The 24,083-nt window shown below is 74.9% G+C and carries 17 protein-coding genes; 8 read left to right on the top strand and 9 right to left on the bottom strand.

The window, feature by feature from the left end; all coding sequences use genetic code 11:
- Positions 1-27: 27 nt before the first annotated feature.
- Positions 28-2,307: a glycoside hydrolase family 3 C-terminal domain-containing protein gene (locus tag AB0B76_RS27535; protein WP_360380795.1), complete on the bottom strand. Its 2,280-nt coding sequence runs from the start codon at positions 2,305-2,307 to the stop codon at positions 28-30.
- 246 nt (positions 2,308-2,553) lie between these two features.
- Here AB0B76_RS27535 and AB0B76_RS27540 point away from each other — a divergent pair, with 246 nt between their 5' ends.
- The 5 genes from AB0B76_RS27540 to AB0B76_RS27560 are packed head-to-tail and all read left to right on the top strand — an operon-like array spanning position 2,554 to position 10,399.
- On the top strand, positions 2,554-4,230 hold the full coding sequence (locus tag AB0B76_RS27540) for a hypothetical protein (protein ID WP_360380797.1): 1,677 nt from the start codon (positions 2,554-2,556) through the stop codon (positions 4,228-4,230).
- A gap of 13 nt (positions 4,231-4,243) precedes the next feature.
- On the top strand, positions 4,244-5,230 hold the full coding sequence (locus AB0B76_RS27545; protein WP_360380799.1) for an ABC transporter permease subunit: 987 nt from the start codon (positions 4,244-4,246) through the stop codon (positions 5,228-5,230).
- The gene (locus tag AB0B76_RS27550; RefSeq protein WP_360380802.1) at positions 5,220-6,182 is read left to right on the top strand and encodes a carbohydrate ABC transporter permease; all 963 of its coding nucleotides are present in this window, start codon (positions 5,220-5,222) and stop codon (positions 6,180-6,182) included. Before AB0B76_RS27545 ends, AB0B76_RS27550 begins: the two co-directional genes overlap by 11 nt.
- A 3-nt stretch (positions 6,183-6,185) precedes the next feature.
- Positions 6,186-8,057 carry a beta-galactosidase gene (locus tag AB0B76_RS27555; protein ID WP_360380805.1) on the top strand — a complete coding sequence of 624 codons (1,872 nt, stop codon included), beginning with the start codon at positions 6,186-6,188 and terminating at the stop codon, positions 8,055-8,057.
- A gap of 26 nt (positions 8,058-8,083) precedes the next feature.
- Entirely contained in the window at positions 8,084-10,399 is a 2,316-nt protein-coding gene (locus AB0B76_RS27560; RefSeq protein WP_360380808.1) for a glycoside hydrolase family 95 protein, read from the top strand.
- A 320-nt stretch (positions 10,400-10,719) separates the two neighbouring features.
- Here AB0B76_RS27560 and AB0B76_RS27565 read toward each other — a convergent pair whose 3' ends face one another.
- Positions 10,720-12,318 carry a mucoidy inhibitor MuiA family protein gene (locus tag AB0B76_RS27565; RefSeq protein ID WP_360380810.1) on the bottom strand — a complete coding sequence of 533 codons (1,599 nt, stop codon included), beginning with the start codon at positions 12,316-12,318 and terminating at the stop codon, positions 10,720-10,722.
- A gap of 32 nt (positions 12,319-12,350) precedes the next feature.
- Here AB0B76_RS27565 and AB0B76_RS27570 point away from each other — a divergent pair, with 32 nt between their 5' ends.
- Positions 12,351-13,508, top strand: a complete 1,158-nt coding sequence (locus AB0B76_RS27570) for an endo-1,4-beta-xylanase (protein ID WP_360380813.1) — start codon at positions 12,351-12,353, stop codon at positions 13,506-13,508.
- On the opposite strand, the gene AB0B76_RS27575 is transcribed toward AB0B76_RS27570, so the two are convergent.
- From AB0B76_RS27575 to AB0B76_RS27590, 4 genes are all read right to left on the bottom strand, one after another.
- Entirely contained in the window at positions 13,501-14,217 is a 717-nt protein-coding gene (locus AB0B76_RS27575; protein ID WP_360380816.1) for a class I SAM-dependent methyltransferase, read from the bottom strand. The two genes, AB0B76_RS27570 and AB0B76_RS27575, sit on opposite strands and share 8 nt — an antisense overlap.
- A 64-nt stretch (positions 14,218-14,281) precedes the next feature.
- Positions 14,282-17,233 carry a hypothetical protein gene (locus AB0B76_RS27580; protein ID WP_360380818.1) on the bottom strand — a complete coding sequence of 984 codons (2,952 nt, stop codon included), beginning with the start codon at positions 17,231-17,233 and terminating at the stop codon, positions 14,282-14,284.
- Positions 17,230-20,229 (bottom strand): FtsX-like permease family protein, encoded by a 3,000-nt coding sequence (locus tag AB0B76_RS27585; protein ID WP_360380821.1) that lies wholly within the window; start codon positions 20,227-20,229, stop codon positions 17,230-17,232. Before AB0B76_RS27585 ends, AB0B76_RS27580 begins: the two co-directional genes overlap by 4 nt.
- Before the next feature lie 111 nt (positions 20,230-20,340).
- On the bottom strand, positions 20,341-21,168 hold the full coding sequence (locus tag AB0B76_RS27590) for an alpha/beta hydrolase (RefSeq protein WP_360380824.1): 828 nt from the start codon (positions 21,166-21,168) through the stop codon (positions 20,341-20,343).
- A gap of 64 nt (positions 21,169-21,232) precedes the next feature.
- On the opposite strand from AB0B76_RS27590, the gene AB0B76_RS27595 reads away from it, so the two are divergent.
- Positions 21,233-21,934, top strand: a complete 702-nt coding sequence (locus AB0B76_RS27595; RefSeq protein WP_360380827.1) for a TioE family transcriptional regulator — start codon at positions 21,233-21,235, stop codon at positions 21,932-21,934.
- 117 nt (positions 21,935-22,051) lie between these two features.
- Here AB0B76_RS27595 and AB0B76_RS27600 read toward each other — a convergent pair whose 3' ends face one another.
- Together AB0B76_RS27600 and AB0B76_RS27605 are read right to left on the bottom strand one after the other, a co-directional pair.
- Entirely contained in the window at positions 22,052-22,309 is a 258-nt protein-coding gene (locus tag AB0B76_RS27600; RefSeq protein ID WP_360380829.1) for an acyl-CoA-binding protein, read from the bottom strand.
- A gap of 10 nt (positions 22,310-22,319) precedes the next feature.
- On the bottom strand, positions 22,320-23,069 hold the full coding sequence (locus AB0B76_RS27605; RefSeq protein ID WP_360380832.1) for an SDR family oxidoreductase: 750 nt from the start codon (positions 23,067-23,069) through the stop codon (positions 22,320-22,322).
- A gap of 76 nt (positions 23,070-23,145) precedes the next feature.
- Here AB0B76_RS27605 and AB0B76_RS27610 point away from each other — a divergent pair, with 76 nt between their 5' ends.
- Positions 23,146-23,670, top strand: a complete 525-nt coding sequence (locus tag AB0B76_RS27610; protein WP_360380834.1) for a GtrA family protein — start codon at positions 23,146-23,148, stop codon at positions 23,668-23,670.
- On the opposite strand, the gene AB0B76_RS27615 is transcribed toward AB0B76_RS27610, so the two are convergent.
- Positions 23,624-24,073, bottom strand: a complete 450-nt coding sequence (locus tag AB0B76_RS27615) for a YdeI/OmpD-associated family protein (protein WP_360380837.1) — start codon at positions 24,071-24,073, stop codon at positions 23,624-23,626. The two genes, AB0B76_RS27610 and AB0B76_RS27615, sit on opposite strands and share 47 nt — an antisense overlap.
- Positions 24,074-24,083: the final 10 nt, after the last annotated feature.

Genomic DNA, 24,083 nt, shown 5'->3' on the forward strand with positions numbered 1-24,083 from the left:
ACTGACGGGGCCGGTGGCGCTGGAGCGTCACGCTCCGCCGGCCGTGAAGTCGAAGGCGCCGGTCGGGCCGTTGAGGCGGCCCTCGTGCCAGTACGACAACACCCACTCGGGAATCGGCAGGCGCATCTCGCTCGTCTCGCCCGGCTCCAGCGTGATGCGTTCGAAGGCCACCAGGCGCCGGACGGGCGCCTCGACGGGCCAGTCGCGCGGGGTGGCGTACACCTGCACGACCTCGTCGCCGGGGACGAGGCCGGTGTTGGTGACGCTCACCGTGGCGACCCACCCGTCGTCCTCGCGGGTCACCGTCAGCGGGCCGTAGCCGAACGTGGTGTACGACAGGCCGTGGCCGAACGGGAACAGGGGAGTGCCGCGGTGGTACTGGTACGTCCACCCCGCCCCGATGACGTCGTAGTCCAGCGGCGCGGGCAGCTTGGTGTCCGCGCCGTACCAGGTCTGCGGCAGCCGCCCGCCCGGGTTGCTCGCGCCGAGCAGGGTGTCGGCGACCGCGTTGCCTTGCTCCTGCCCGGCGTGCGCGGTCCACAAGATCGCCGGCACGTTGGCCGCGGCCCAGTCGATCGCGTACGGGTAGCTCGACACCAGCACGAGCACGGTGTCCGGATTCGCCGCGACCACCGCCCGTAGCAGCTCCTCCTGCTGGGCGGGCAGGGCCAGGCCGTCGCGGTCCACGGTCTCGCGGCCGTTGATGTGCGGGTCGTTGCCGAGCACCACGACGGCCCGCTCGGCGGCCCGGGCCGCGGCGACCGCCTCGGCCACCCCGTCCGCGACCCGCTCGAGGCGCAGTTCGAGGTCGGGCGTCTCCGAGTCCGCGACGAGACGCTCGGAGACGTAAAGGCCCGAGCCGTTGTTGCGCAGGGCCGGGTGCAGCTCCCACAGCTCCCGCACCACCCAGCCGTCCGGCGTCTCCGCGGTCGCCGACAGCACCCCGTCGTCGTCGGCGGTGAGATAGCCGTGGTCCAGCGAGCGCAGGGTGTGCACCGGGTCCGGGCACTGCACGCTCGTGCCCCAGTCCTGGTGGGCGAAGACGGCCCCCGGGCCCTCCGCGAGGCGCAGCGCGCCGTCCGGTCCGGCGTGCACCTGGCGGCCGTCCGGCGCGACGAGGCGGACGAGGTCCACCCCCTCGGCGGCGATGACCCGGTCCGGGCCGAGCCGGTCGCGCAGGGCGGCCTCGATCGTCACCGCATAGGGCAGGGTTCCGCTGTACCAGTCCCGCAGCACGCGCCCGCCGAGCGGCCCGACCACGGCGACGCTGCGGTCGGTGAACGGCAGCGCGCCGCCGTCGTTGCGCAGCAGCACGATCGACTCGCGCGCGGCCCGGGCGGCGAGCCGGTTGTGCGCGTCGCAGGCGACCACGTCGCGGCGGGTGCCCGCGTACGGGTCGTGCGCCGGGTCGAACTCGCCGGTGCTCGCGCGCAGGGCCAGCAGCCGGCCCACGGCCGCGTCGATGTCGGCCTCGGTGATCAGGCCCCGGGCCAGCGCCTCGGTGAAGCGCTCGATCGTCGGTGCCGGGTCGGTGCCGTTGTCGGTGTAGCTGTCCACGCCCGCGTGCAGGGCGGCCGCGTGCGACTCCGCGTGCGTGGCGAACTGCCGCTCGCGCTCCACGAGGTTCGACGGGGCCTGCGCGTCGGAGCAGACGACGACGTCGGGCTTGACCGCGCGCAGCGCCCGGCCCAGCAGCGGGTGCACGTGGTTGGGCACGCCGTTGACCAGGTTGTAGGCGGGCATCACGCCGGCCACCACCCCGGCGCGCAGGGGCTCGAGGAAGACCGGCAGCTCGTACTCGTACAGCACCCGCTCCGGCACGATCACGTCCACGATGTCGCGCTCGGTCTCGACGTTGTAGGCGAGGAAGTGCTTGAGCACGGGCGCCGTGCGCCACACGGCGGGGTGGCGGCCGCGCAGGCCCGTGCAGAAGGCGATCGCCAGCTCGGCCGTCGCGAGCGGGTCCTCGCTGTAGCCCTCCTCGTTGCGGCCCCAGCGCGGGTCCCGCAGCGGGTTGACCACCGGCGACCACACGTTGAGCGAGGCCGGCGGGGCGCCCTCGGGCGGGTCGTGGCGGTACGCGCGCACCTCGGTCGAGGCCGCCTCGCCGACCGCGGTCAGCAGCGCCCGGTCCCAGGTCGCGCCGAGCCCGACGGCCTGCGGGAAGACGGTGGCCGGGCCCAGCCCGGCGGCGCCGTGCAGGGCCTCGGTGCCGGTGTGGAACGGCTCCAGCCCGAGTCTGGGGATCGCCGGCTGCGTCTGGTGCAGCAGGGCGATCTTCTCGGCCAGGCTGAGGTCGGCGAGCACCACGTTCTCCCCTCGGTTCGAAGCGCTTCGATGATGAGTGGCGGCCCGATTTGTGTCAACTCCGGCCGCAACTTTCATGCGGTCGGCCCGGGATTGTGCAGCGTAGCGACGATCGTCCTCGATGTCCTTGTCGTGCACCCATCGATGTCCTAGGGTCTGTGATTCGAAGCGCTTCGACACCCCGTTCGACCGCAGCGCCGACCGTCCGTGTGCAACGTTCCCATCCCTGAAGGGTGGTCCACCCCCATGGCAAGCCTGAGTCGGCGCGGCCTGCTGGCCTCCGTCGCCGTCATCGCCGCCGCTCCGTTACTGGACGCCTGCGGCAGCCCCAAGGAGAAGAAGGAGGGCACGTCCAGCCAGGACGAGCTCGGCAAGGCGCTGCCCTCCTACGTGCCCAGCAACTCGGTCAAGCCCGACATCCCCATCGTCGGCGGGGCCAACGGCGCCACGACCGACCCGGCCTTCCTGAGCTACCCGGCCAGCCCGCCCAAGTCGGTCACCGGCACGGTGGGCTCGGGCGGCTCGTACACGACGATGACCCCGCTGTGGGGCTCCATCCCGCCCTCGAGCGGCAACGCCTACTACGACACCGTGAACAAGGCGATCGGCGCCACGCTGAAGCTGCAGCCCGCCGACGGCAACACCTACGGCGACCTGCTCCCGCCGCTGTTCGCCTCGGACAAGCTGCCGGACTGGATCAACATCCCGACCTGGAACACCACGAACCTCAGCTTCGGCGACGCGGTCGCCGCCAAGTTCGCCGACCTGACGCCCTACCTGGCCGGGGACAAGATCAAGCAGTACCCGAACCTCGCCGCCCTCTCGCCCAACGCGTGGATCTCCGGCGTGTGGAACGGCAAGCTCTACGGCCTGCCCATCTACTCGTCCAACGCCGTCGTCGCCGGCGCCTACTACTACCGCAAGGACCTCTTCGACAAGGCCGGCGCCTCCGCGGACGTCAAGAGCGTCGCCGACCTGGAGAACCTCGGCAAGCAGCTCACCAACGCCCAGGCCGGCGTGTGGGCGTTCGACGACCTCTTCGGCAACGACGCGGCCTACATCGGCCAGCTCTACGGCTTCCAGGGCGGCACCTACCCCTGGAGCGCGGACGCGTCCGGGAAGCTGGTGCACCGCTACGAGACCGAGGGCATCGTCGAGGCGCTGAACTGGTTCGCCAAGATGGTCAAGGCCGGCTACGTGCACCCCGACGCGGTCGCCAACAACAGCCAGAACGGCAAGCAGCGCTTCTGGAGCGGCAAGGTCGCGATCTGCGCGGACGGCACCGGCGCCTGGAACGGCGACGACAACAAGTCCGGCTCCGCGGCCAACCCCAGCTACAACCGGCAGGCGTTCAAGCTGTTCAGCGCCAAGGGCGGCGATCCCACGGTCGAGCTGGGCAACGGCGCGTCGATGTTCAGCTACCTCAACAAGAAGCTCAGCGACGCCCAGATCAAGGAGCTGCTGAACGTCGCCAACTACCTGGCCGCCCCCTACGGCTCGGCCGAGTGGATCACGGTGAACTTCGGAGCGCCCGGCACCGACTTCAACCTGACCCAGGGCAACCCGCTGCTGACCGAGCAGGGCAGCAAGGAGGTCGCGACCACCTTCCAGTTCCTGTCGTGCCCGGCCACGGCCATCACCGTGCAGGCCGGCGCCGCGCAGGTCGTCAAGGACTACGCGGCCTGGCAGGCCGACCTGGTCAAGCACGTGTACAAGCCGCTGTTCTACGGCATGAACGTCAGCGAGCCCAAGCAGTACAACACGCTCAGCAAGCCGATGACGGACACGATCACCGACGTCAAGCTCGGCCGCAAGCCGATCTCGGCGTGGACCGACGCGGTCACGAACTGGCGCAAGACCGGCGGCGACGAGCTCCGCACGTTCTACGACGGCATCCGGCAGAAGTACGGCACCGGCAAGTGAGCACGGACCCACGGTGACCGCGACAACTCCCGCGAAGACGGCGCCGCCGGCCGAGCAGGCCGGCGGCGCCGCCGCGCCCCGCCCCGGGCGCTGGCGGATCCGCCTGCGCCGCGACCGTTCGCTGCTGCTCATGACGGTCCCGGCGATCGTGCTGCTCGCCGTCTTCGCCTACGCACCGATGTTCGGCCTGATCACGGCGTTCCAGGACTACGACATCTACAGCGGGTTCCGGTACAGCGAGTTCGTCGGCACGGCCAACTTCGAGCGGCTCCTCAACGACTCGATCTTCTGGTCCGCGGTCGAGAACACCCTGGTCATCAGCGCCGTGCAGCTGGCGCTGTACTTCCCGATCCCCATCGCGCTGGCCCTGCTGTTCAACGAGGTCGCCAACGCCCGCGTCCGCTCGTTCGTGCAGTCGGTCGTCTACCTGCCACACTTCTTCTCCTGGGTGCTCGTCGTCACCGTGTTCCAGGAGATGCTCGGCGGCGCCGGCGCGCTCAACACCCTCCTGCGCCGGCACGGCTGGGCCACGATCGACGTCATGACCAACGCGGACGCCTTCAAGTACCTGGTCACCGCCCAGGCGGTGTGGAAGGAGGCCGGCTGGGGGATCATCGTGTTCCTCGCCGCGCTGGCCGCCATCGACCAGAGCCTGTACGAGGCGGCGGCCGCCGACGGGGCCGGCCGGTGGCGGCGGATGTGGCACATCACGCTGCCGGGCATGCGCGGCGTCATCGTGCTCATGCTGGTGCTGCGGCTGGGCAACGCGCTCACCGTCGGCTTCGAGCAGATGCTGATCCAGCGCCAGGCCGTGGGCCGGGACGCCTCCGAGGTGCTCGACACCTTCGCGTACTACTACGGCGTCGTGAACAACAACTTCAGTTACGGCGCGGCCGCCGGCCTGTTCAAGGGCGTCCTGTCCCTCATCCTGGTGCTGGCCGCGAACAAGCTTGCGCACGCCTTCGGCGAGGACGGGTTGTACCGCAGAGATGACCGCTGACACCGCGCCCGTCACGGCGCCGCAGATCGAGCCCGTCCGCCCCCGCCGCAAGCACGCCGGCCCGGCCTGGGAGGAGCGCACCGGCCCCGTCGGCCAGGGCGTCAAGGGCCTCACCCTGTTCGTCGTGGTCATCGTCGTCCTGCTGCCGCTGTGGACGATCGTGCTGACCAGCTTCTCCACGCAGGCCGCGATAAACGAGGCCGGCGGCCTGGTGACCGTGCCCGGGCAGCTGACTCTGGAGGCGTACCACCAGATCTTCACCAACCAGCTCGTCACGCACTCGCTGCTGGTGAGCCTCGGGATCACCGTCATCGGCACGGTCGTCTCGATGGTGGTGACGGTCCTGTGCGCCTACGGGCTGTCGCGGCACGGCTCGTTCGGCCACCGGTTCATCCTGCTGTTCCTGGTCGTCACCATGTTCTTCAGCGGCGGGCTCATCCCGTCGTTCCTCGTGGTCACGGCGCTGGGCGGCTACGGGCAGTACTGGACGATGATCCTGCCGGCGGCCGTGTCGGTCTTCAACATCCTCGTGATGCGCGGCTTCTTCAGCAGTACCGCACCGGAGCTGCTCGACGCCGCCCGCATGGACGGCGCGGGGGAGTGGCGCATCCTGTGGTCGGTGGTCCTGCCGACCTCGCGCGCGGTCATCGCCGTCATCACCCTCTTCTACGCCGTCGGCTACTGGAACTCGTTCTTCAACGCCCTGCTCTACCTGCCCGACAACGGCAAGTGGCCGTTGCAGATGATCATGTACATGTACACGCTGCAGGGCTCGAACATGCCCGGGTCGGGCACCACCGGCACCGGGCAGTACGCCGGGCACCAGCAGATCGCCACCCTCTCGCTGCAGATGGCGGTGGTCACGCTGACCCTCATCCCGATCCTGCTCGTCTACCCGTTCGTCCAGCGGCACTTCACCAAGGGCATGCTGGTCGGCGCGATCAAGGGCTGAGGCGTGCCGGGACTGCAGGACGCCACCCGCGGGCGGCTGCTGTTCGGCGGCGACTACAGCCCCGAGCAGTGGCCGCCGGACGTGTGGGAGGAGGACGTGCGGCTCATGCGGGAGGCCGGGGTGAACCTGGCGACCGTCGGGGTGTTCGCGTGGGCCGCGCTGGAGCCCGAGCCGGGACGGTTCGACTTCGGCTGGCTCGACAACGTGCTCGGGCTGCTGCACGACGGCGGGATCGGGGTGGCGCTGGCGACCCCGACCGCGTCGCCGCCGCCGTGGCTGGGCCACCGCCACCCGGACACCCTGCCGCAGGGGCCGGACGGGGTGCGCCGTCACTACGGCTCGCGCAACCACTACTGCGCGAGCGCGCCGCGGTACCGCCGTGCCGCGCTCGCCGTCACCGAGGCGCTCGCGGCCCGCTACGCGCACCATCCGGCCCTGCGGCTGTGGCACATCGGCAACGAGTACGGCAGCACCTGCCACTGCGGGCACTGCGCGGAGCGGTTCCGCGGCTGGCTGCGCGCCCGCTACGAAACCCTCGACGCGCTCAACGCGGCCTGGGGCACCGCCGTGTGGTCGCAGCGGTACTCCACCTGGGACGAGGTGACGGCGCCGCTGACGGTGCAGTACATCGGCAACCCCACCCAGGATCTGGACTACCAGCGGTTCGGCTCGGATCTGCTGCTGGAGTGCTACACGGCCGAGCGTGACGCGGTCCGGGCCCACAACCCCGCGGTGCCGGTGACGACGAACTTCATGGACTTCCACCGGCCCGTCGACGGCTGGCGCTGGGCGGAGGAGGAGGACTTCGTGTCCCTCGACACGTACCCGGATCCGGGCGACCCCGGCGCGGCCCTGCGCGGCGCGATGTCCAAGGACGTCATGCGCTCCCTCGGCGGCGGCCCCTGGCTGCTCATGGAGCAGTCGCCGGGCGCGGCCAGCTGGCGGCCGGTGTCGACGCCGAAGCGGCCCGGGCTCAACCGGCTGTGGTCGCTGCAGGCGCTGGCCCGCGGGGCCGACGGGGTGCTGCACTTCCAGTGGCGCGCCTCCCGCCAGGGGCCGGAGCGGGCCCACGGCGCGCTGCTGCCGCACGCCGGCCCGGACTCGCGGGTCTTCCGCGAGGCCTGCGCCCTCGGCCGCACCCTGGCCGAACTGTCCGAAGTGGACGGCCTGCTCGGCGCTCCCGTGGCGGCCGACGTGGCCGTCCTGCTCGACTGGGAGTCCTGGCGCGCGGCCGAGCTGCCGCACCAGCCGCACGCCGGGTTCGGCTACGTCGACCGCCTCACCGAGTACTACGAGCCGCTGTGGCGCGCCAACATCACGTGCGACTTCGCCCGCCCCGCGGCCGACCTCTCCCGCTACAAGCTCGTGCTGGCCCCGAATCTGTACCGGGTGACGCCGGCGGTGGCCGACCGTCTCCGGTCCTATGTGGCCGGTGGCGGGACGCTCGTGCTCGGCCCGTTCAGCGGCGTCGCCGACCAGGACGAGCGGGTCCACATCGGAGGGTGGCCGGGTCTGCTCATGGACGTCGTCGGCGTGCGGGTCGAGGAGCACTGGCCGCAGGCCTCGCCCGGCACGATCTGGCAGGAGTGGGCCGAGCCCCGCGGCGCCGCCGTCGTCGAGTCGGCGCAGGGCGGCCCGCTCGACGGGCGGCCGATGGTGTTCCGGCACGAGTACGGTGCGGGCGTCGCGTGGTACGTCGGCACCGTTCCGGTGCCGGACGCCCTCGCGCGGCTGCTCGCCCGCGCCTGCGCCGAGGCGGGGGTGCGCCCGGTGCTGCCGGACCTGCCGCCGGGCGTCGAGGCCGTCCGCCGGGGCGGCGTCGTCTTCCTGCTCGACCACGACTCGGGCGCGTGCGAGATTCGGCGGGCCGCATGACCGTTCCGGAGCGAAGCGGAGGCCGCATGACCGCGCGCTACCGCATCGAGGCCGACGCCCCCGCGGCCGAGTTCGAGGACGGCTTCCCGATCGGCAACGGCAGCCTGGGCGCGATGCTGCACGGCCGGCCGGGGGTCGAGCTGGCCGACCTCAACGCCGACACGCTCTGGTCCGGCGGCCCGCGGACCGCCGGCCCGGAGCCGGCCCCGGCGGCGGTCCTGCCCGAGCTGCGCCGCGCGATCGCCGCGGGCGAGCACCTCCGCGCCGAGGACCTGGCCCGCGAGCTGCAGGGCGCCGACTACTCCGAGTCGTACCAGCCGCTCGGTGGCCTCGAGTGGCGCTACGGCGACCATCGCGCGATCGGCGGGTACCACCGCCGGCTGGACCTCGCCGCGGGCGAGGCGGTGACCGAGTACGTGAGCGCCTCCGGCCCGGTCCGGCTCACCGCCTTCGCCTCCGCCCCCGACGGCGTGCTCGTGCTGACCGCGACCGGCCCCGGCGCCGGCCCGCGCGCGATCGCGCCGCGCCTGCACAGCCCGCACCCCGGCGTCGCCGCGGCCCGCGTCGCCGACCCCGACTGCCTGGTGTGGACCGGCCGCGCCCCCGCCCACGTGGTGCCCAACTACGTCGGCGGCCGGCGGGACCCGGTCGTCTACGCCACCGACGGCCCCGACGCCGCCGGCACGGTCGCGGCCGGCATGGGCTTCGCCGTGGCCGCCGCGGTCCGCCGCCACGGCGACGGCGCCCGCCTGCTCGTGGCCGCGGTGACCGGCTTCAACGGCCCGGACCGCCGCCCGGGCGCCGACCTGGACGCCCTGGCCGCCGCGGCCGTGGCCCGCCTGGCCCGGGCTTTGGCCCGCCAGCCCGACGAGCTGCGCGCCCGCCACACCGAGGACCACACCCGCCTGTTCACCCGGGCCGACCTGGACCTGTCGGGCTCGCCGGGCGCGGCCCGCGCGGAGCTGCTGTTCCACCTCGGCCGGTACCTGCTCATCGCGAGCTCCCGCCCCGGCACCCAGCCCGCGAACCTCCAGGGCATCTGGAACGCCGACGTGCGCCCCGGCTGGAGCAGCAACTGGACCACGAACATCAACGCCGAGATGAACTACTGGGCGGCCGAGACCACCGGCCTGCCCGAGCTGCACGAGCCGCTGCTGGCCCTGACCCGCGACCTGGCCGTGGCCGGCGAGCGCACCGCCTCCCGCCACTACGCGGCCCGCGGCGCGGCCGCGCACCACAACACCGACCTGTGGCGCTTCACCGCCCCGGTGCCGGGCGACCCGCAGTGGGCGAACTGGCCCTCGGCCCTGGCCTGGCTGTCCGCCCACGCCTGGGACCACCTCGCCTTCGGCGCCGGCCGCGACTTCGGCCGCGCGGTGGCCCTCCCGGTCCTGCGCGCCGCGGCCCGCTTCACGCTCGACATGCTTGTCGACGACGGCCGGGGCGCACTGGTCATCAGCCCGTCGACGTCTCCGGAGCACCATTTTCTCGTCGGTACCGCCGGCCATGCCGCCACCTCGTGGGGCGCGACCCTGGACCAGGAGCTCGCCCGGGAGGTGCTGACCCGGTTCGCCGCGCTCTCGGCCCGCTGGCCCGCCCCGGCCGACGCCGCCCTCGCCGGCGAGGCGGCCACGGCCCTGCGCAACCTGCGCGCGGTCGGCACCGGCGCCGACGGGGCGCTGCTGGAGTGGTACGACGACCGCCCGCCGCGCGAGCCCGGCCACCGCCACCTGTCCCACCTGTACGGCCTCTACCCCGGCACCCGCATCACGGAGACGGGCACACCGTCCGACTTCGCCGCGGCGCGCAGGGCCCTGCAAACCCGCCTGGCGTACGGCTCGGGCCACACCGGCTGGAGCCGCGCGTGGATCCTGTGCCTGGCCGCACGCCTACGCGACGCACCCCTGGCCGCCGCGACGATCGCGGCGCTGCTGGACGACCTGTGCTCGGCGTCGCTGCTGACCCTCCATCCCGACCAGGGCCGCCCGAGCGGCCAGATTTTCCAGATCGACGGCAACCTGGGGGTGGTCGCCGGCCTGACGGAGCTGCTGGTCCAGAGCCACGACGGCGCCGTGTCCTTCCTGCCCGCCCTGCCGCCGGCCTGGCCGGCCGGGTCGGTGCGGGGGATTCGCTGCCGCGGGGGCCACACGGCGTCGGTGACCTGGGCGGGCGGGCGGCTGGTCGAGGCGGTGGTGATCGCGGGCGCGACCGGGCCGCTCACCGTGGAGCTGGCCTCGGGGGCGGCGGCGCCGCCGGGAGCGGCACCGGTGGAGGGCGCGGCCCTGGGGCGCGTCCGGTGGTGCTGGGAGGCGCGGGCGCGGATGGAGTACCGCCTGCGGTGACCTTATCGTCGTGGTGTGAAGTCGGATCTGGTTGGCATCACGGCTCGGGTCGTCGCCGCGAGCCCGCTGCTGATGTTCTTCAACGAGGTCTGGCCGGGCTCGGGCGCCGGCTCCCCGAGGTGGCGTGGCGGTCGTGGTGGTCTTCCACCTCTGGGCCAGGCCCGGGCAGGCCCGCGAAGCCGCGGACCACGAGCCCGCCGGGCCCGGCGAGGCCCGGTGAGGGCGGCCAGCGCCAGGAGCACGGCGGCGAGTCCGCGTGTCATCGGTCCACGCTAGCTATTGATTGGTTTTATTCGATACATGCCAAAGGGCTCATACCATCACTCGCGCCAGCCGGACAGTTCCAGGCCCTTCGAGGTCTCCACGCGGTAGCCCAGGCGCAGCGCGTACTGCTGACCCTCGGGGATCACGGCGCGCCAGGTGAGCACGCCCAGGTCGGTGCGCTCGGCCGGGGCCGGCTCCACCGCGGTCTCGCGCACGGTGATGCCCTCGTGGCGGCTCACCGGCAACTGGTCGAGGACGGTCAGGCGGATCTCGCGGCCGGTGAAGTTCGCGATCGTCGTGCGGTACTCGACCTCGCGCCGGCGGCTCGAGCCCAGCGTCGCCTTCGTCGCGGTGCGGCGGGTCAGCTCGCGCTCGACCCGCACCCGGTCGTCGAGGCCCAGCGCCAGCTCGAGCTCCTCGCCGGGCGCCCACGTGGCCAGGGCGGTGCGGCTGACGAAGTCGGCCTCGTGGAAGACCGCCGCGGGGCCGGGCGGGAAAGTGTGGCCGGACGTGTTAGTCACAACGGCCCGCAGGTGTACGTCGGTGGAGCGCGCCGGCGCCGTCACGTAGTCGAGCCGCGCGGCCAGGTCGAGCACGGAGATCGTGGCGCGGGCGGTCGTGCCGTCGGCGGGCACGGCGACGGCCCGCGCGGGGCGGTAGGTGGCCGCGGTCGCGCCCTCCTCGACCCGCGCCTGGCCCAGCTCCATCGGCGCGGACAGGTCGAGGGACGCCTCCATCATCGGCGGGCCGGTGACGGGCGCGGCGGCCGCCATCGGGGCCGGCGGCGGGCCACCGGGCGCCCCGCCGAACGCCCGGGACGCGTAGACCGGGGGCGGCGGGGGCAGGAGCGGGTCGAGGTACCAGGGCAGAAGCTCGGGAATTTCGGCCGTTCCGGTGCTCCGGGCGGTCGACAGGGCCAGCTCGCACTCCGGCCAGTCCTCGCCGGTGCGCTGCTCGACCAGCCCGAACCAGCTGAGCTGGAGGGTCTCGCCGGTGAGCCGCACGTCGTACGTCGAGCGCCAGCCCGCCTCGAACACCTGGTAGGACACGTCGAGCTCGACCTCGCCGGGCTGGGACACGGCGAGGGCGACCACGGCGTACCGCGCGTCGGGCTCCCGCTTCCCGGACAGGTCGCGCAGCTGCCGGTCGAGCGCCGCGATCCGGTCGGTCACCCCGGCGCGCCGGCGCTGCAGCTCGCGCAGGCCGGCCAGCACCGACGTCAGCTCGTCGCCCATTGTCGCCGAGAACGCGGTCACCGACTCGGCCGCCGTGTCACCGCCGGCCAGGGCCCGGGCATACGCGCCGGTGGCCCGCTCGCCGAGGGCGATCAGGAAGGCCTGACGCTGCCGCAGTACCGTCTCCGCGTCCTCGATCCCGTCGGCCTCCGCGGCCAGGCGGCGCCGCTCCTCGGTCACCGCCGTGACCGTCGTGTCGGACGGCTTGTCGCGCCGGCGCAGGACGAGGTCGACGCCGAGCACGGTGGCGGGCCCGCGGCCGCTGACCCGGATCGAGTCGCCGTCGAGTCCCAGCGGCAGCGGACCGACCTCGACGACCTGCTCGCCGGCCTCGAGGGCGGTCCGGCCGCGGCGCGTGACCCGGGCCTGCGTGGGGTACACGGTCACCGCGACGATGGCGGCGTCGATCGAGTTCTGCACGCAGCGCACGGTAACGCATAGACTCCACGATCGTGGTTTCCCACACGAGCCTCGCCCACCGCCGCGGCACGACCACGCTGACGGTCGCCGGCCCCGACGGCACCCCGCTGCCGCACCGTGACGTCGTGGTCGCCCAGCGCGACCATGCGTTCCGCTTCGGCTGCACCGGCTTCGACGCCGACCGCACGTTCGCGGCGCAGTGGCTCGGCCTGTTCAACACCGCGACGCTGCCGTTCTACTGGGGCCAGTTCGAGCCCGTGCGCGGCCTGCCGGAGACGGCCCGGCTGCGCGCCGCCGCGGAGTGGTTCGCCGGCCGGGGCGTGCAGGTGAAGGGCCACCCGCTGGCGTGGCACACCGAGACCGCCCCCTGGCTCGACGAGCTGACGACCGCCGAGGTGCTGCCGGCGCAGCTGGCCCGGATCGACCGCGAGGTGCGGGAGTTCGCGGGGCTGATCGGCGCCTGGGACGTCATCAACGAGGTCGTCATCATGCCCATTTTCGACCGGTACCCGAACGGCCTGACCCGGGCCTGCCGCGCCCTGGGCCGCATCCCGCTGGTACGCCACGTCTTCGAGGCCGCGCGGGCGGCCGACCCGACGGCGACGCTGCTGCTGAACGACTTCGACCTGTCGGCCGCGTACGAGTGCCTGATCGAGGGCCTGCTGGAGGCGGGCGTGCGGATCGACGCCCTCGGCCTGCAGAGCCACATGCACCAGGGCTACTGGGGCGAGGAGCGGACGCTGGCGACCATCGAGCGTTTCGCGCGGTACGGCCTGCCGCTGCACTTCACCGAGACGACCCTCGTGTCCGGCGCCCTGATGCCGGCGCACATCGAGGACCTGAACGACTACAAGGTCCCGGCGTGGCCCTCGACACCGGAGGGCGAGTCCCGCCAGGCGGACGAGCTCGAGCGCCACTACCGCACCCTGTTCGGACACCCGTCGGTGCAGGCGGTGACGTACTGGGGCCTGCCGGACGGCGGCTGGCTGAACGCCCCGAGCGGCCTGCTGCGGGCGGACGGCTCACCAAAACCCGCGTACGAAGCCCTGCATTCCCTGGTCCGCGGCGAGTGGTGGCTACCCCCGACGCGGATGACGACAAACGCCCGCGGCGAGCTGACGGTAACCGCCTTCCACGGCGACTACGACCTGACCGTGGAAGACCGCGTCGTGCAGTTCTCGATCACGTGAGCGCGCGGGCCGGCGATCGGCCCGCCGTGGCGCGGAAGGCGAGGAATCTCGGCAGGCGCTCCCACGCGCCCTGCCCCAGGGGTTCCACGGCCCGCTCCAGGGTGAAGCCCGCCTCCGCCAGCGCGTTCAGCCACGTCGACACCGTCCGGTGGTGCCAGCCGATGTTGTGGACCGCCTCCACCCGCCCCGGCATCCGCGTCGGCGTCGACCAGTGGCGCTCGTCCGCGTACGCGCCCACGACGCGGCGGCCCTCCGCCCAGGCGGCGCCCGCGTGGTCGAAGGCGGGGTGCGGGATGACCGCGGCCAGTGTCCCGCCCGGGCGTAGGACCCGGTGCGCCTCGCGCAGGGCGGTGGGCAGCGGGTCGGTGTGGTGCAGGACGAGGACGGCGCACACCGCGTCCACCGACGCCGTCGTCAGGCCCGACAGGTCCTCGGCGGCGGCGTGCAGGTACCGGATCCCGGGTGGCGTTGTGTGCTCCGCGGCCAGCTCCAGCAGGCGGGCCGTCGGGTCCACGCCGATCACCGTCGCGCCCGCGCGGGCCAGGCGGCGGCTCACGTGGCCCTCGCCGCAGCCCAGGTCCAGGACCGTCCGGCCCGCGACCGGGCCGAGCAGGTCCAGGGCCACCGTGGCCGCGAGGTCGTTGAACGGGCGCGCGGGGTCGTCGAGCATCGAGGCGTACCAGTCGGCGGCTTCGTTCCAGTCCGGCATGAGCCGCACTCAGTGCGGCGCGGTCGAGGCGAAGTACGTCACGCCGCCCACCGTACAAGAACTGTCACGCGCGGCGCGCGGCCACCAATGACAGCAGCGCCATGCTCAGCAGCCAGGTCAGCGGCAGGGCCAGGGTCGCCGGCCAGTGCGGCAGGGGCAGCTCCGGCAGCTGCGTCGCCGCGCCGAACACCGGCAGCGACCAGCCCGTCAGCCGCCACACGGCCAGCGACGCGGCCAGGCCGAGCACGCCCGCGGCCAGGACCAGCACCGGGTACGTCCACAGCGACGCCCGCCGGAGCACGGCGCGCGAAAGGCCCTGCGTGCGCAGGACGTCGTGGTCGGCGGCCCGGGCCGTGCGGTCCACGGCGGCGATCATCGTGATGCCGCCCGCGGCCAGCAGCACCGCGAGCGCGCCGGTGAGCAGGTGGAACCACAGGGCCAGGGCCGGCCCCTCGCCGTCGAGGCGGGCGCGGACCGAGGCCACGTCGCGTTCGCCGGTGACGACGAGGCCCTGCGCGGCCAGGCGGGCCTTCGCCTCGGGCGGGGCCGAGGCCGACAGCCACACCTCCGGTTCGCGGGCCGCGCCGCCGTCGGAGGAGACGCGGTCGGCGTACTCGAGGTCGACCAGGGCGCCGAAGGAGCCGACGCGGGGGAGGGCCTCGGCGCGGCCCGCGGCGCGCACGTCCGTCGGGCGGCCGTCGATGCCGGCGACGCTGGGCGGCAGCGGCACCGTCGCCACCGCCGGCAGCGGATAGGGCGCGTCGGCCGGCTGGAACCACGCCCCGTCGGTCAGCACGCCGCTGACCGTGAAGCGCAGGCCGTCCCGGGTGGCGCTGAGCGTGCCGCCGGTGCCGCGCCAGTGCGAGGCGTCGGCCAGGTCCGCGGTGGCCGCCGACAGCCCGTGCAGGGTCAGGGTCGCGTCGATCGCGGCCCCGCCGATGCGGTCGGAGCTCAGGCGCAGCGCCGCCAGGCGGCAGCCGTCGGTGCACACCGCGTCGGTGCGGCCGAGGGTGTACTCCCCGGCGCTCACGGTCCCGAGATCGAGCACGGCGGAGCCGCGGCCGGTCACCGACTCCAGCACCGCCTTGACCCGCACGGGCTCGTTGCCCTGGCTGGTCACGCCGACGTCGAAGCGCACGGCCTTGCCGTCCAGCACGACCGGGTCGCGGGCCGGCGGGTGCAGCAGGGCGGGCAGGCGGGCCGGGTCGACACCGCCGTACTGCGGCAGCCACGGCACCACCCCCGGCAGCCGCGCGGTGTCCACGGCCAGCTTCGCGGGCTCGCCCGGCGCGCCCGGGGGCAGCTGCACGACGGCCATCGCCCAGCGCCCGCCCGGGTCGGCCTGGCGCACCGCGTGCAGCAGCTGCTGGCGGGTGACCGGACCCACCTCGAGGACCCGGGTGGCGCCGGTACCGATGCGGGCGGCCAGGTCGCGGTCCTGTGCGGCGACGTCGGTGGCGCTGACGGCGTACCCGAGCACCGCCACCGCGGTGATGAGCAGCAGCAGCATCCGCTGGGCCGCGGGGCGCCGGCCGGCCTGCAGCGCGGCGAGCGCGAGCCCGAGCCGGCCGCGGCGCAGCGCCGAGCGGCCCAGCGCCCGGGCGGCCGGGGCGAGCAGCCGCGCGCAGGCGACCGCGAGCGCGGCCATGCACAGCGCGGGCGCGAGCAGCCCGACGCCGTCGAGCCGCCCGCTCGTGGTGAACAGCTGGGCGAGCGCGGCCCCGGCGAGCACGGCGACGACGACCGCCGAGCGCCAGCCGAGGGAGGTGCGCATCCGCACCCGGCGCAGCAGCTCGGCGACCGGGCCGGCGAGGTGGCGGCGCTGGGCGGCGACCGCGACGGCGACGGCGCCGAGGGCGGTCAGCGCGGCGAGGCCGGCGCTGTGCGGGTCGGTCAGGTCGAGCGAGAACCCGACGCCGGGCAGGCGCCAGCCGACGAGCGCGGCCACGGCGAGGCGCCCGGCGACGAGCCCGGCGACGGCGCCGGCGAGGATCGCGGCGACGCTCTCGCCGATGGCCAGCAGCAGCCGCTGCCACCACCGGGTGCCGCGCAGCGCGACGACGGCCAGCTCCGGGCGGCGGCCCTCGGAGCCGTAGTCGACCGCGAGGTACAGCGCCAGATAGGCGAGCAGGAGCAGCGGCACGGCCCCGGCCGGCACGCTGCGGCGGGCCAGGTCGCGGCTCTGCTCGACGCGGTCGATCAGGCCCGGCATGGCGGTGCCGACGCGGTAGTCGCCGCCGACCGACTTGGCCCGCTGCTGCAGCTGCGCAAGGCGGTCCCGCAGCGGCCCGGTCGCGTCGAACACCGCCGGGTCCGCGGTCGCGTCGAGGGAGACCTCGGCGAGCCTCGGCTGGAGCCGCTCCACGGTCGCCACGTTGGCGAACACCGGCTCGCGGGCCCCGGGGGTGAAGTACCCGTGGCTGCCCCAGTACTGCTCCGCCGGCGCGGCCGCCCGGTAGACGCCGGCGACGACGGCCTCGCTCGCGGGGCCGTCCGGCACGAAGAAGGCGATGCCGGTGAGCGAGTTCGACACGATCCGGGCGTAGCTGAGGGTGACCCGCGAGCCCGCCTCCAGCTCGAGCCGCCGCGCGGTCCCCTCGCCGAGGAGGATCTCGCCCGCGCCCAGGAGGCAGCGTCCGGACACCATCTCCAGGTGCGCGCACACGTCCTGGCGGAAGACCAGGTGCGAGCTGCGGTCGCCGCCCGTCTCCAGGCCGAGGACGGGGAACTGCACCGCGTAGACGTGCGCGAACCCGGGCTGGTCCAGCAGTGCCCCGGCGACGCTGTCGAAGTCGATGCTGTTCGCGGTGCCGCGCACGTCCGCCCCGGAGGTGACGGTGATCGCGCGCTCGTCGGGGCCGGCCGCGGCGACCTCGCCCCGGGCCACGGCCACGTCGACGGCGGCGAGGTAGGCCGGCACGGCCACGGTCGCGCCGACCGCGAGGACGCTGAGCAGCACCAGGGTGACGGCCTGGCCGCGCCGGGTCCGCAGCATGGCCAGAATCAGGGAGATCATTTGTCGGTACCCCTTGCCGAGGCCAGCGTGGAGACCACCGCGAGCGCGACCAGGGCGGCGAGCGCGGCGAGGCCGAGGGCGCCCGGGCGCAGGGCCGGCGGCGGCGCGGTCAGCCGCCAGTCGTCGACGAACGCGGCCACCGGGGCGTCGATCGCCCGGCCCGCGAACGCGCCCGCGAGCAGCCCGCCGAGCGTGCCGAGCACCAGCAGCCCGGCCTGGCCGCCGGCCCCGGCGACGGTGATGGCCCGGTGCGGCACGCCCTGCACGCGCATGGCCCGGACCTCGCCCGCGCGGACCCGCCGCTCGACCGACACCGCGGCCGCGGCGGCGACCGCGGCCAGCAGGAGCCCGGCGACCGCGGACAGCAGCCGGAACCGGCCCGCGTACGCGGTGCCCTGCTCGGCGAGGCGCTCGCGGTGCTGGGCCGCGGTCTCGGAGCCGACGACCTCGACCCCGGCCGCGGCGAGGCGGTCGGCGATGGTGGCGGCCCGGCCCGGCGCGACGCCCGCGGCCAGCCACACCTGCAGCGTGCCGGTGGTCGCCGGGGCGGGCAGCGCGCGGTGCACCGCGTCGAGGTCGAGCACCAGCCCGACCGCGCCGAGGACGGGTACCACCGGCACCCGCGCGACGATCCGCAGCGGCTGCGCGGCCGAGCCGAACGGCGACGCCGAGGGCTCGGCCGAGGCCCAGTCCCGCGGCGGGTCCCCGGCGAGCACGGCCGGGATCGGCAGTGCGCCGTCGACGACGTACGCGTGCGGGTCCGGCCGTGCCTGGGTGGTGCTGTCCTCGGGCGGCGGCGGCACGCGCAGGGTCAGGGCGCCCTCGAACGGGGCGACCACGAGGCCGGGCCCGGTGAGCGCGGCCCGCCACCGCCGCGGGTCGCCGAGGGCACCGGCGTCGAGCACGGGCGCGCCGGGGTCGTCCTGGCGCAGCGACCGTACCGTCAGCGCCGAGGCGGCCGCGGGGGGCGCCGGCTTGCCGTCCTCGTCGGTGGGCCCGGCCAGGGCCAGCCCGACGATCCGGCAGCCGGGCGCGCCCGCGCAGCCCCGCAGCGGGGCGCTCGCCTCGTGCTCGCCGGGCGCGAGCGGCCCGAGCGTCACCGCGACGACCCCGCCGGTGCCGGCGTTGGTGAGCTGCACGACGAGGCGCAACGGGCCCGGGGAGTCGTTGCGCGCGGCCACGGTCAGGCCGGACCCCTCGACCGGGGGCAGCTCGCCGGCCCGGCCCGGGGCGAGGGCCGCGGCGGTGCCGGGCGCGAGGGCGCCGGCGCCGCCGGTGACGGCCGCGAGGCGGGACGCGTCGAGGGCGAGCACGGGCGGGGAGGCGGTGTCGTCCAGCGCCACCGCCATGGCGTCCTTGCCTCCGGGATCCGCCTGTCGTACCGCATTGAGCAGCGTCGTCTGGTTGGCCGCCCGGACCGTGAGGACGCGCTCGGCCCCCAGCTCCACCGCGGTGCGGTCGGCGCGCGCGTCGCGCCCGGCGAGCAGGTCCCCGCCGGCCAGCCCGAGCAGCGCGACCGCTACGGCGACGAGCGCGAAGATGCGGTCGATGCCGGGCCGGCGGTGGTACTGCAGCGCCGCGAGCGCCCACGGCACCCGCCCGGCCCGCAGCGCCGCGCGCCCGGCCCGCCCGGCGAGCGCCGTGACCAGCCGCGCCAGGAGCGCCGCGGCGGCCAGGGCCAGCAGCGCCGGCGCGACCACGGCGAGGCCTGACGGTACCGCCGCCGGCTCTTGGGTCCGCACCTGGAACAGCGCCGCGGCCGCGCCGGCCACGAGGAGGAGGTCGAACAGGGCCGCCCCGCGCCGCCCGGCCGCCGGGGCCCGGCGCAGCAGCTCGGCCACCGGCGTGCGCAGCAGCGGCAGGTCGGCCAGCACGAGCAGGGCGAGCCCGGCGGCGAGCGCGACGGCGGCGGCGATCCCGGCCGGGGGGAACGCGCGCACCGGGGCCGCGGCCCCCGCGGCGAGCCGGGCCGCGGCCCAGCCCAGCACGAGCCCGAAGGGCAGCGCGACGAGCATCGGCAGCAGGTGCTGCCAGACCGTGAGCCGGGCGGTGCGCGTGCGGGTGGCGCCGCGCAGCTTCAGCAGGGCGTAGTCGGGGCGGCGGTCCTGCGCGGTGTACCGCCCGACGATCCCCAGCGCCAGGGCGCACAGCACGAGCGCCTGGACCCAGCCGGCGAGGACCCCGCGCCGGGTCGCCGCCCGGTCGCCGGAGATCTTGGCCAGCAGCGTGTCGGGCGGCCCGGTGTAGTCGAACCCGGCCGTCTTCAGCGCGTACGCGGTCGCCTCGAAGCCGTCTTCGAGCAGCGCCCGCGGGGCCCGCGCGGTGTAGACGGCGGTGGGCGCGGCGAGCATCCCGGTGAACGCGCCGAGCGGCACGAACACCGGGTCGACGGTCTCCTCGCCGGCGGCGATGCGCCCGGGCGCGAACGAGGGGTCGGCCCACCAGTCGCCCCCGGCGTCGCCGCGCTCGTACAGCCCGGTGACGGTGACCCGCAGCGGGGGCGCGGAGCCGGTCTGCTGGGTGCGCAGTTCGAGCGAGCCGCCGACCTTGGTGTTCAGCACCTTGGCGGCGGCGCGGCTGACGACGGCCTGCCCGGCCGCGGCCGGGCAGGCGCCGTCGACGCGCATGTGCTCGCAGGCGTTGTCGCGGTACGCCAGCGGCACCATCTTCCCGATCCCGTCGGCGCGCGCGATGAGCGTCTGGGTGAGCCCGAGCGCGACGGGCCCGCCGGGCGGGGGCAGCACCGCCTCGGCCGCGCGCCGGAAGCCCGCGAGCGCGGCCGCCGGATCGGAGCCGGTCGCCACGGGCCGCCGCACCGACAGCAGCCGGTCGGCCGCGCTGGTCCCGGCGAGGTCGGCCGCGGTGGTCCGCTCCGCGGCGGCGGCGTCGAACAGCGGCCCGGCCGCGGCGACCGCGACGAACAGCGCGGCGAGCGCGAACACCGCGAGGCTCTGCGCACCCCGCCGGCGCAGGGCCCCGAAGACCAGTCGCAGCATCGCGCGAGACTATCGGGTTTATCGAGAGAGCGCTCTCCCTCGATGGCTGTCGGGGCGCACGACTCTGTCCAAACGGGCGATCTGCCGGCTCGTCCCGGCCGCGGTGAGGTCTCAGAGCAGGGCCGCCTCCAGGAACGGGCGCAGGATCGGCAGTACCCGCTCCGCCTGCATGGCGGCCATGTGGTCCAGGCCCTCCAGGACGTGTACCTCCCAGCCCAGGGTCGCAAGCTCCGCGCGGTGCGCGCGGACCGGCTCGGCCAGGTCGATCGTGACGTCGCCCCAGCGTTCGTCGTAGGTGATGGTGTCCGCGCCGCCCACGAGGCACAGGCGCGGGCAGGTCACGGTGGTCAGGGCGGCGCGTTCGTCGAAGTCGCGCAAGGACAGGTACAGCGTCACGAACTGGCGCGTCTGCGGCTCCGACAGGGTGAACTCGGCGTCGGCCCACGCGTTGCCCGTGGGCTCCCGGGGCGCGGGCGGGTGCCGGGCCAGTTCGTGGGTGGCCGTGGTGACGCGCAGCATGCCCGCGTACGGGGCGCCCAGCGGGGGCCAGCCGCCCATCGCCAGGGCCGTCAGCCGGTCGGTCCGCGCCGCCAGCTGCAGCCCGCTCACCGCCGTCCAGCTGTACCCGTAGAAGGCGAACCGCTCCGCCCCGGCCGCGTCGGCCACGGCGAGGATGTCGGCGGTGACGGCGTCGGCGGTCAGCGTGTCCGGCTTCGGCTCGGCCAGGACGCGGCCCTCGTAGTCGAACGCGACCACCCGGAAGGCGCCGGCGAGCCCGTCGATCAGGTTGCGCCCGAGCGCCGGGTCGTTGCCCCACTGCCGCAGCTCGTCGGCGCGGGGGCCCTCGACGGGCGTCGGGTCGACCGGCAGCAGCAGCGTGGGGCCGGTGCCGCGGACTTCGGCGTCGACGGTCGTGCCGTCGTGGAGTCGCACTAGCATGACCTCTACCGTATCGCTGAACCTGCTAGTGAAGGTTCGGCCCGTTGCTGCTGGAGATGAGGGCGTGAAGTCTCAAAGGCCGGTGGACCTGGCGCGGGAGCACGGCATCTCGGCGCAGTCGGTGCGCAACTACGAGCGGGACGGGGTGCTGCCGCCGGCCGCGCGGACGGCGAGCGGCTACCGCCGGTACACCCACGTCCACGCGGCCGCGCTGCGCGCCTTTCTGGCCCTGGTGCCGGCGCACGGGCACGCGGTGGCCGGGGACGTGATGCGGGCCGTGGGCGGGGGTGACGTGGACGGGGCGCTGCGCCTCCTGGACGCGAGCCACGCACAGCTGCTGCGGGACCGGGAGACCCTCGACGGCGTGGCGGCCGCGGCCCGGGTGCTGGCCGCGCCGCTGCCGCCGCCGGTGGCCCGGGCGGTGCCGATCGGGGCGCTGGCGCACCGGCTCGGGGTGAAGCCGGCGACGCTGCGCAAGTGGGAGCGGGCCGGGATTCTGGCGCCGGAGCGGGACCGGGCCACACGCCAGCGGGTGTACGGGCCGGCCGACGTGCGCGACGCAGAGCTGGCGCACCTGCTGCGGCGGGGCGGGTACCTGCTGGCGCACATCGCGGCCGTGGTCCGTCAGGTGCGGGCGGCGGGCGGGCCGGAGGCGCTCGCGGAGACGCTTGGCACGTGGCGGGAGCGGCTCACGGCGCGGGGCCGGGCGATGCTGGCGGCGGCGGGGCTGCTGGACGAGTACCTGCGGACCGTCGACGGGCAATAAAGGAGTCCGGCATCCACGGGGGAAGATGCCGGACTCATCGATCATGTTAGCTGCGCCGCGGGGTTCGCGCCAGCCGTACCGGCGACAGTCACACGTTTGTCACAGTGGTCCGGCCGTTCAGCGGCCCTGGAGCTGCCGGACGAGCTCGACGTACTGCTGCTGGGCCTCCTCGGGGGCCGTCCCGGCGACGGACTTCCACGCGTCGAACTTGGCCCGGCCGGTGAGGTCGAACATCCCGGGCCGGCTCCCGCTCGCGTCGCCCTGGGTGCCCTGCTTGTACAGCGCGTACAGCTTCAGTAACACATCGTTGCCGGGCCGCGCCCCGAGCTTCTTCACGTCGACCTGGGCCCGCTCGAAATCCTCGCTCACCGCCATGGCTGAGACCCTATCCCCGCGCCGCGAGCCACGCACCGAACTCGCTCGCGACGATGCGCTGGTCGTGCACGCCGGTCGCGGCCTCCGACGCGAGCCACACGATCGGCGCGCCCATGATCTCCGGTTCGAGCAGCCGCATCCCGGCCGGGCGCGGGCCGGGCGGCACCATGCCCGTCGCCGTCGGGCCGCCGGGCAGCAGCACGTTCACCGTCACGGGGGTGTCGCGCAGGTCGGCCGCCATCACCCGGGACAGGGCCTCGCTGCCGGCGCGGGAGGGGCCGTACGGGGCGAAGCCCGCGCGGGTCATCGTCGACTCGCTCACCGAGATGTTCACGACCCGCCCGCCGCCGGCCGCCAGCAGGCGCGGCACGACGGCCCGGGCGACCAGGAAGTAGCCGGTCAGGTTGGTGTCGACGACGGCGCGGAAGCCGTCGGGCGGCACCAGCCAGAAGGGCTGCGGCTCGGTCAGGAACGCCGGGTTGACGGTGCGCATGCCGAGGCCCGCGTTGTTGACGAGCAGGTCGATGCCGCCGAGGCGGGTCCAGGCCGCGTCCACCGCCGCGGTCACCGAGGCCTCGTCGCGCACGTCGAGGGCGAGGCCGAACGCCGCGCCCGGCAGGGTCTCGGCGACGGCGGCGGCGTGTTCGCCGGAGCGGCCGGTGAGCGCGACCGTGGCGCCGTTCGCCGCGAGCGCCGCGGCCATCGCGCGGCCCAGGCCGCTCGTCCCGCCGGTCACCAGGATTCTTGTCGCGACAGTCACGTAGCCGACGGTAGCGGTCGCGATTCTTCGCGGGGTCTCCACCGGGGCTTCACGCGGGTAGGGGAGGATACGGGGCATGACCGCAGCGGAGCGCGCCGGCGACATGCTGACCGGGTGGGTCGACCGCCTGCCGCCCCGGCTGCGCCGGCTGCTGCCGCGCGAGCTGGCCGGCTTCGCCATGCTCGGCGCGTTCACCTTCTCGGTCGACCTCGGCCTGCTCATGCTGCTGCGCCGCACCACGCACCTGCCGATCCCGGTCGCGGTGTCGATCGCCTACCTGGCCGCGTTCGGGCTGAACTTCGTGCTCAACCGCACGGTGAACTTCCGGTCCCACGCGCCGGTGGGCCGCCAGGTGGTCCGCTTCGCGGTCGTGGCCGTCGGTGACTACTGCATCACCGTCGGCGTCTCCTCCGGGCTGTACGAGCTGGGCCTGGACGTGCGCGTCGCCCGCGTGCTCGCCGCCGGGATCGTCGCCGTGTTCACCTACACGCTCTCGCGCTGGTGGGTGTTCCGGGACCGGCCGCCGGTCGCCGTGCCCGAGACGGCGCTGGCGGCTATGGCTTCGGGCGCTCCTTCCGGCCCGCCTCCAGCAGTGCGATGACCTCGGCGATGCGCCGCGCCCGCTCGTCGGGGCGGCGCTTCGTGGCCTCGATCCAGCGCACGTACGCCTTGCGGTAGAACTGCGCCAGCGCGTCGAAGTACGCCCCGGCCGCCGGGCTCGCGGCCAGCGCGGCGGCGAAGTCCTCGGCCAGGTCCGCCCGCTGCGGACCCTCGGGCTCCAGGTCGGCCTCGACCGCGGCCCCGGCCGGGACGCAGGCGGCCGGGCCGAACGTCAGCGCGAACCCGTCGCCGGCCCGCTCGATGCTGCCCCGGACGCGGTGGCCGCCGATGGTGCCGCCGACCAGGTGCCGGGCCTTGGTGCCCCACAGCGCATCGGGGTCGAACGGCACCGGCACGACGACGCGGCCGCCGGATCCGGCGACGGGCGTGGTGGTGAAGCGCATGCAAGTACCG

The sequence above is a fragment of the Dactylosporangium sp. NPDC049140 genome (assembly GCF_040648435.1).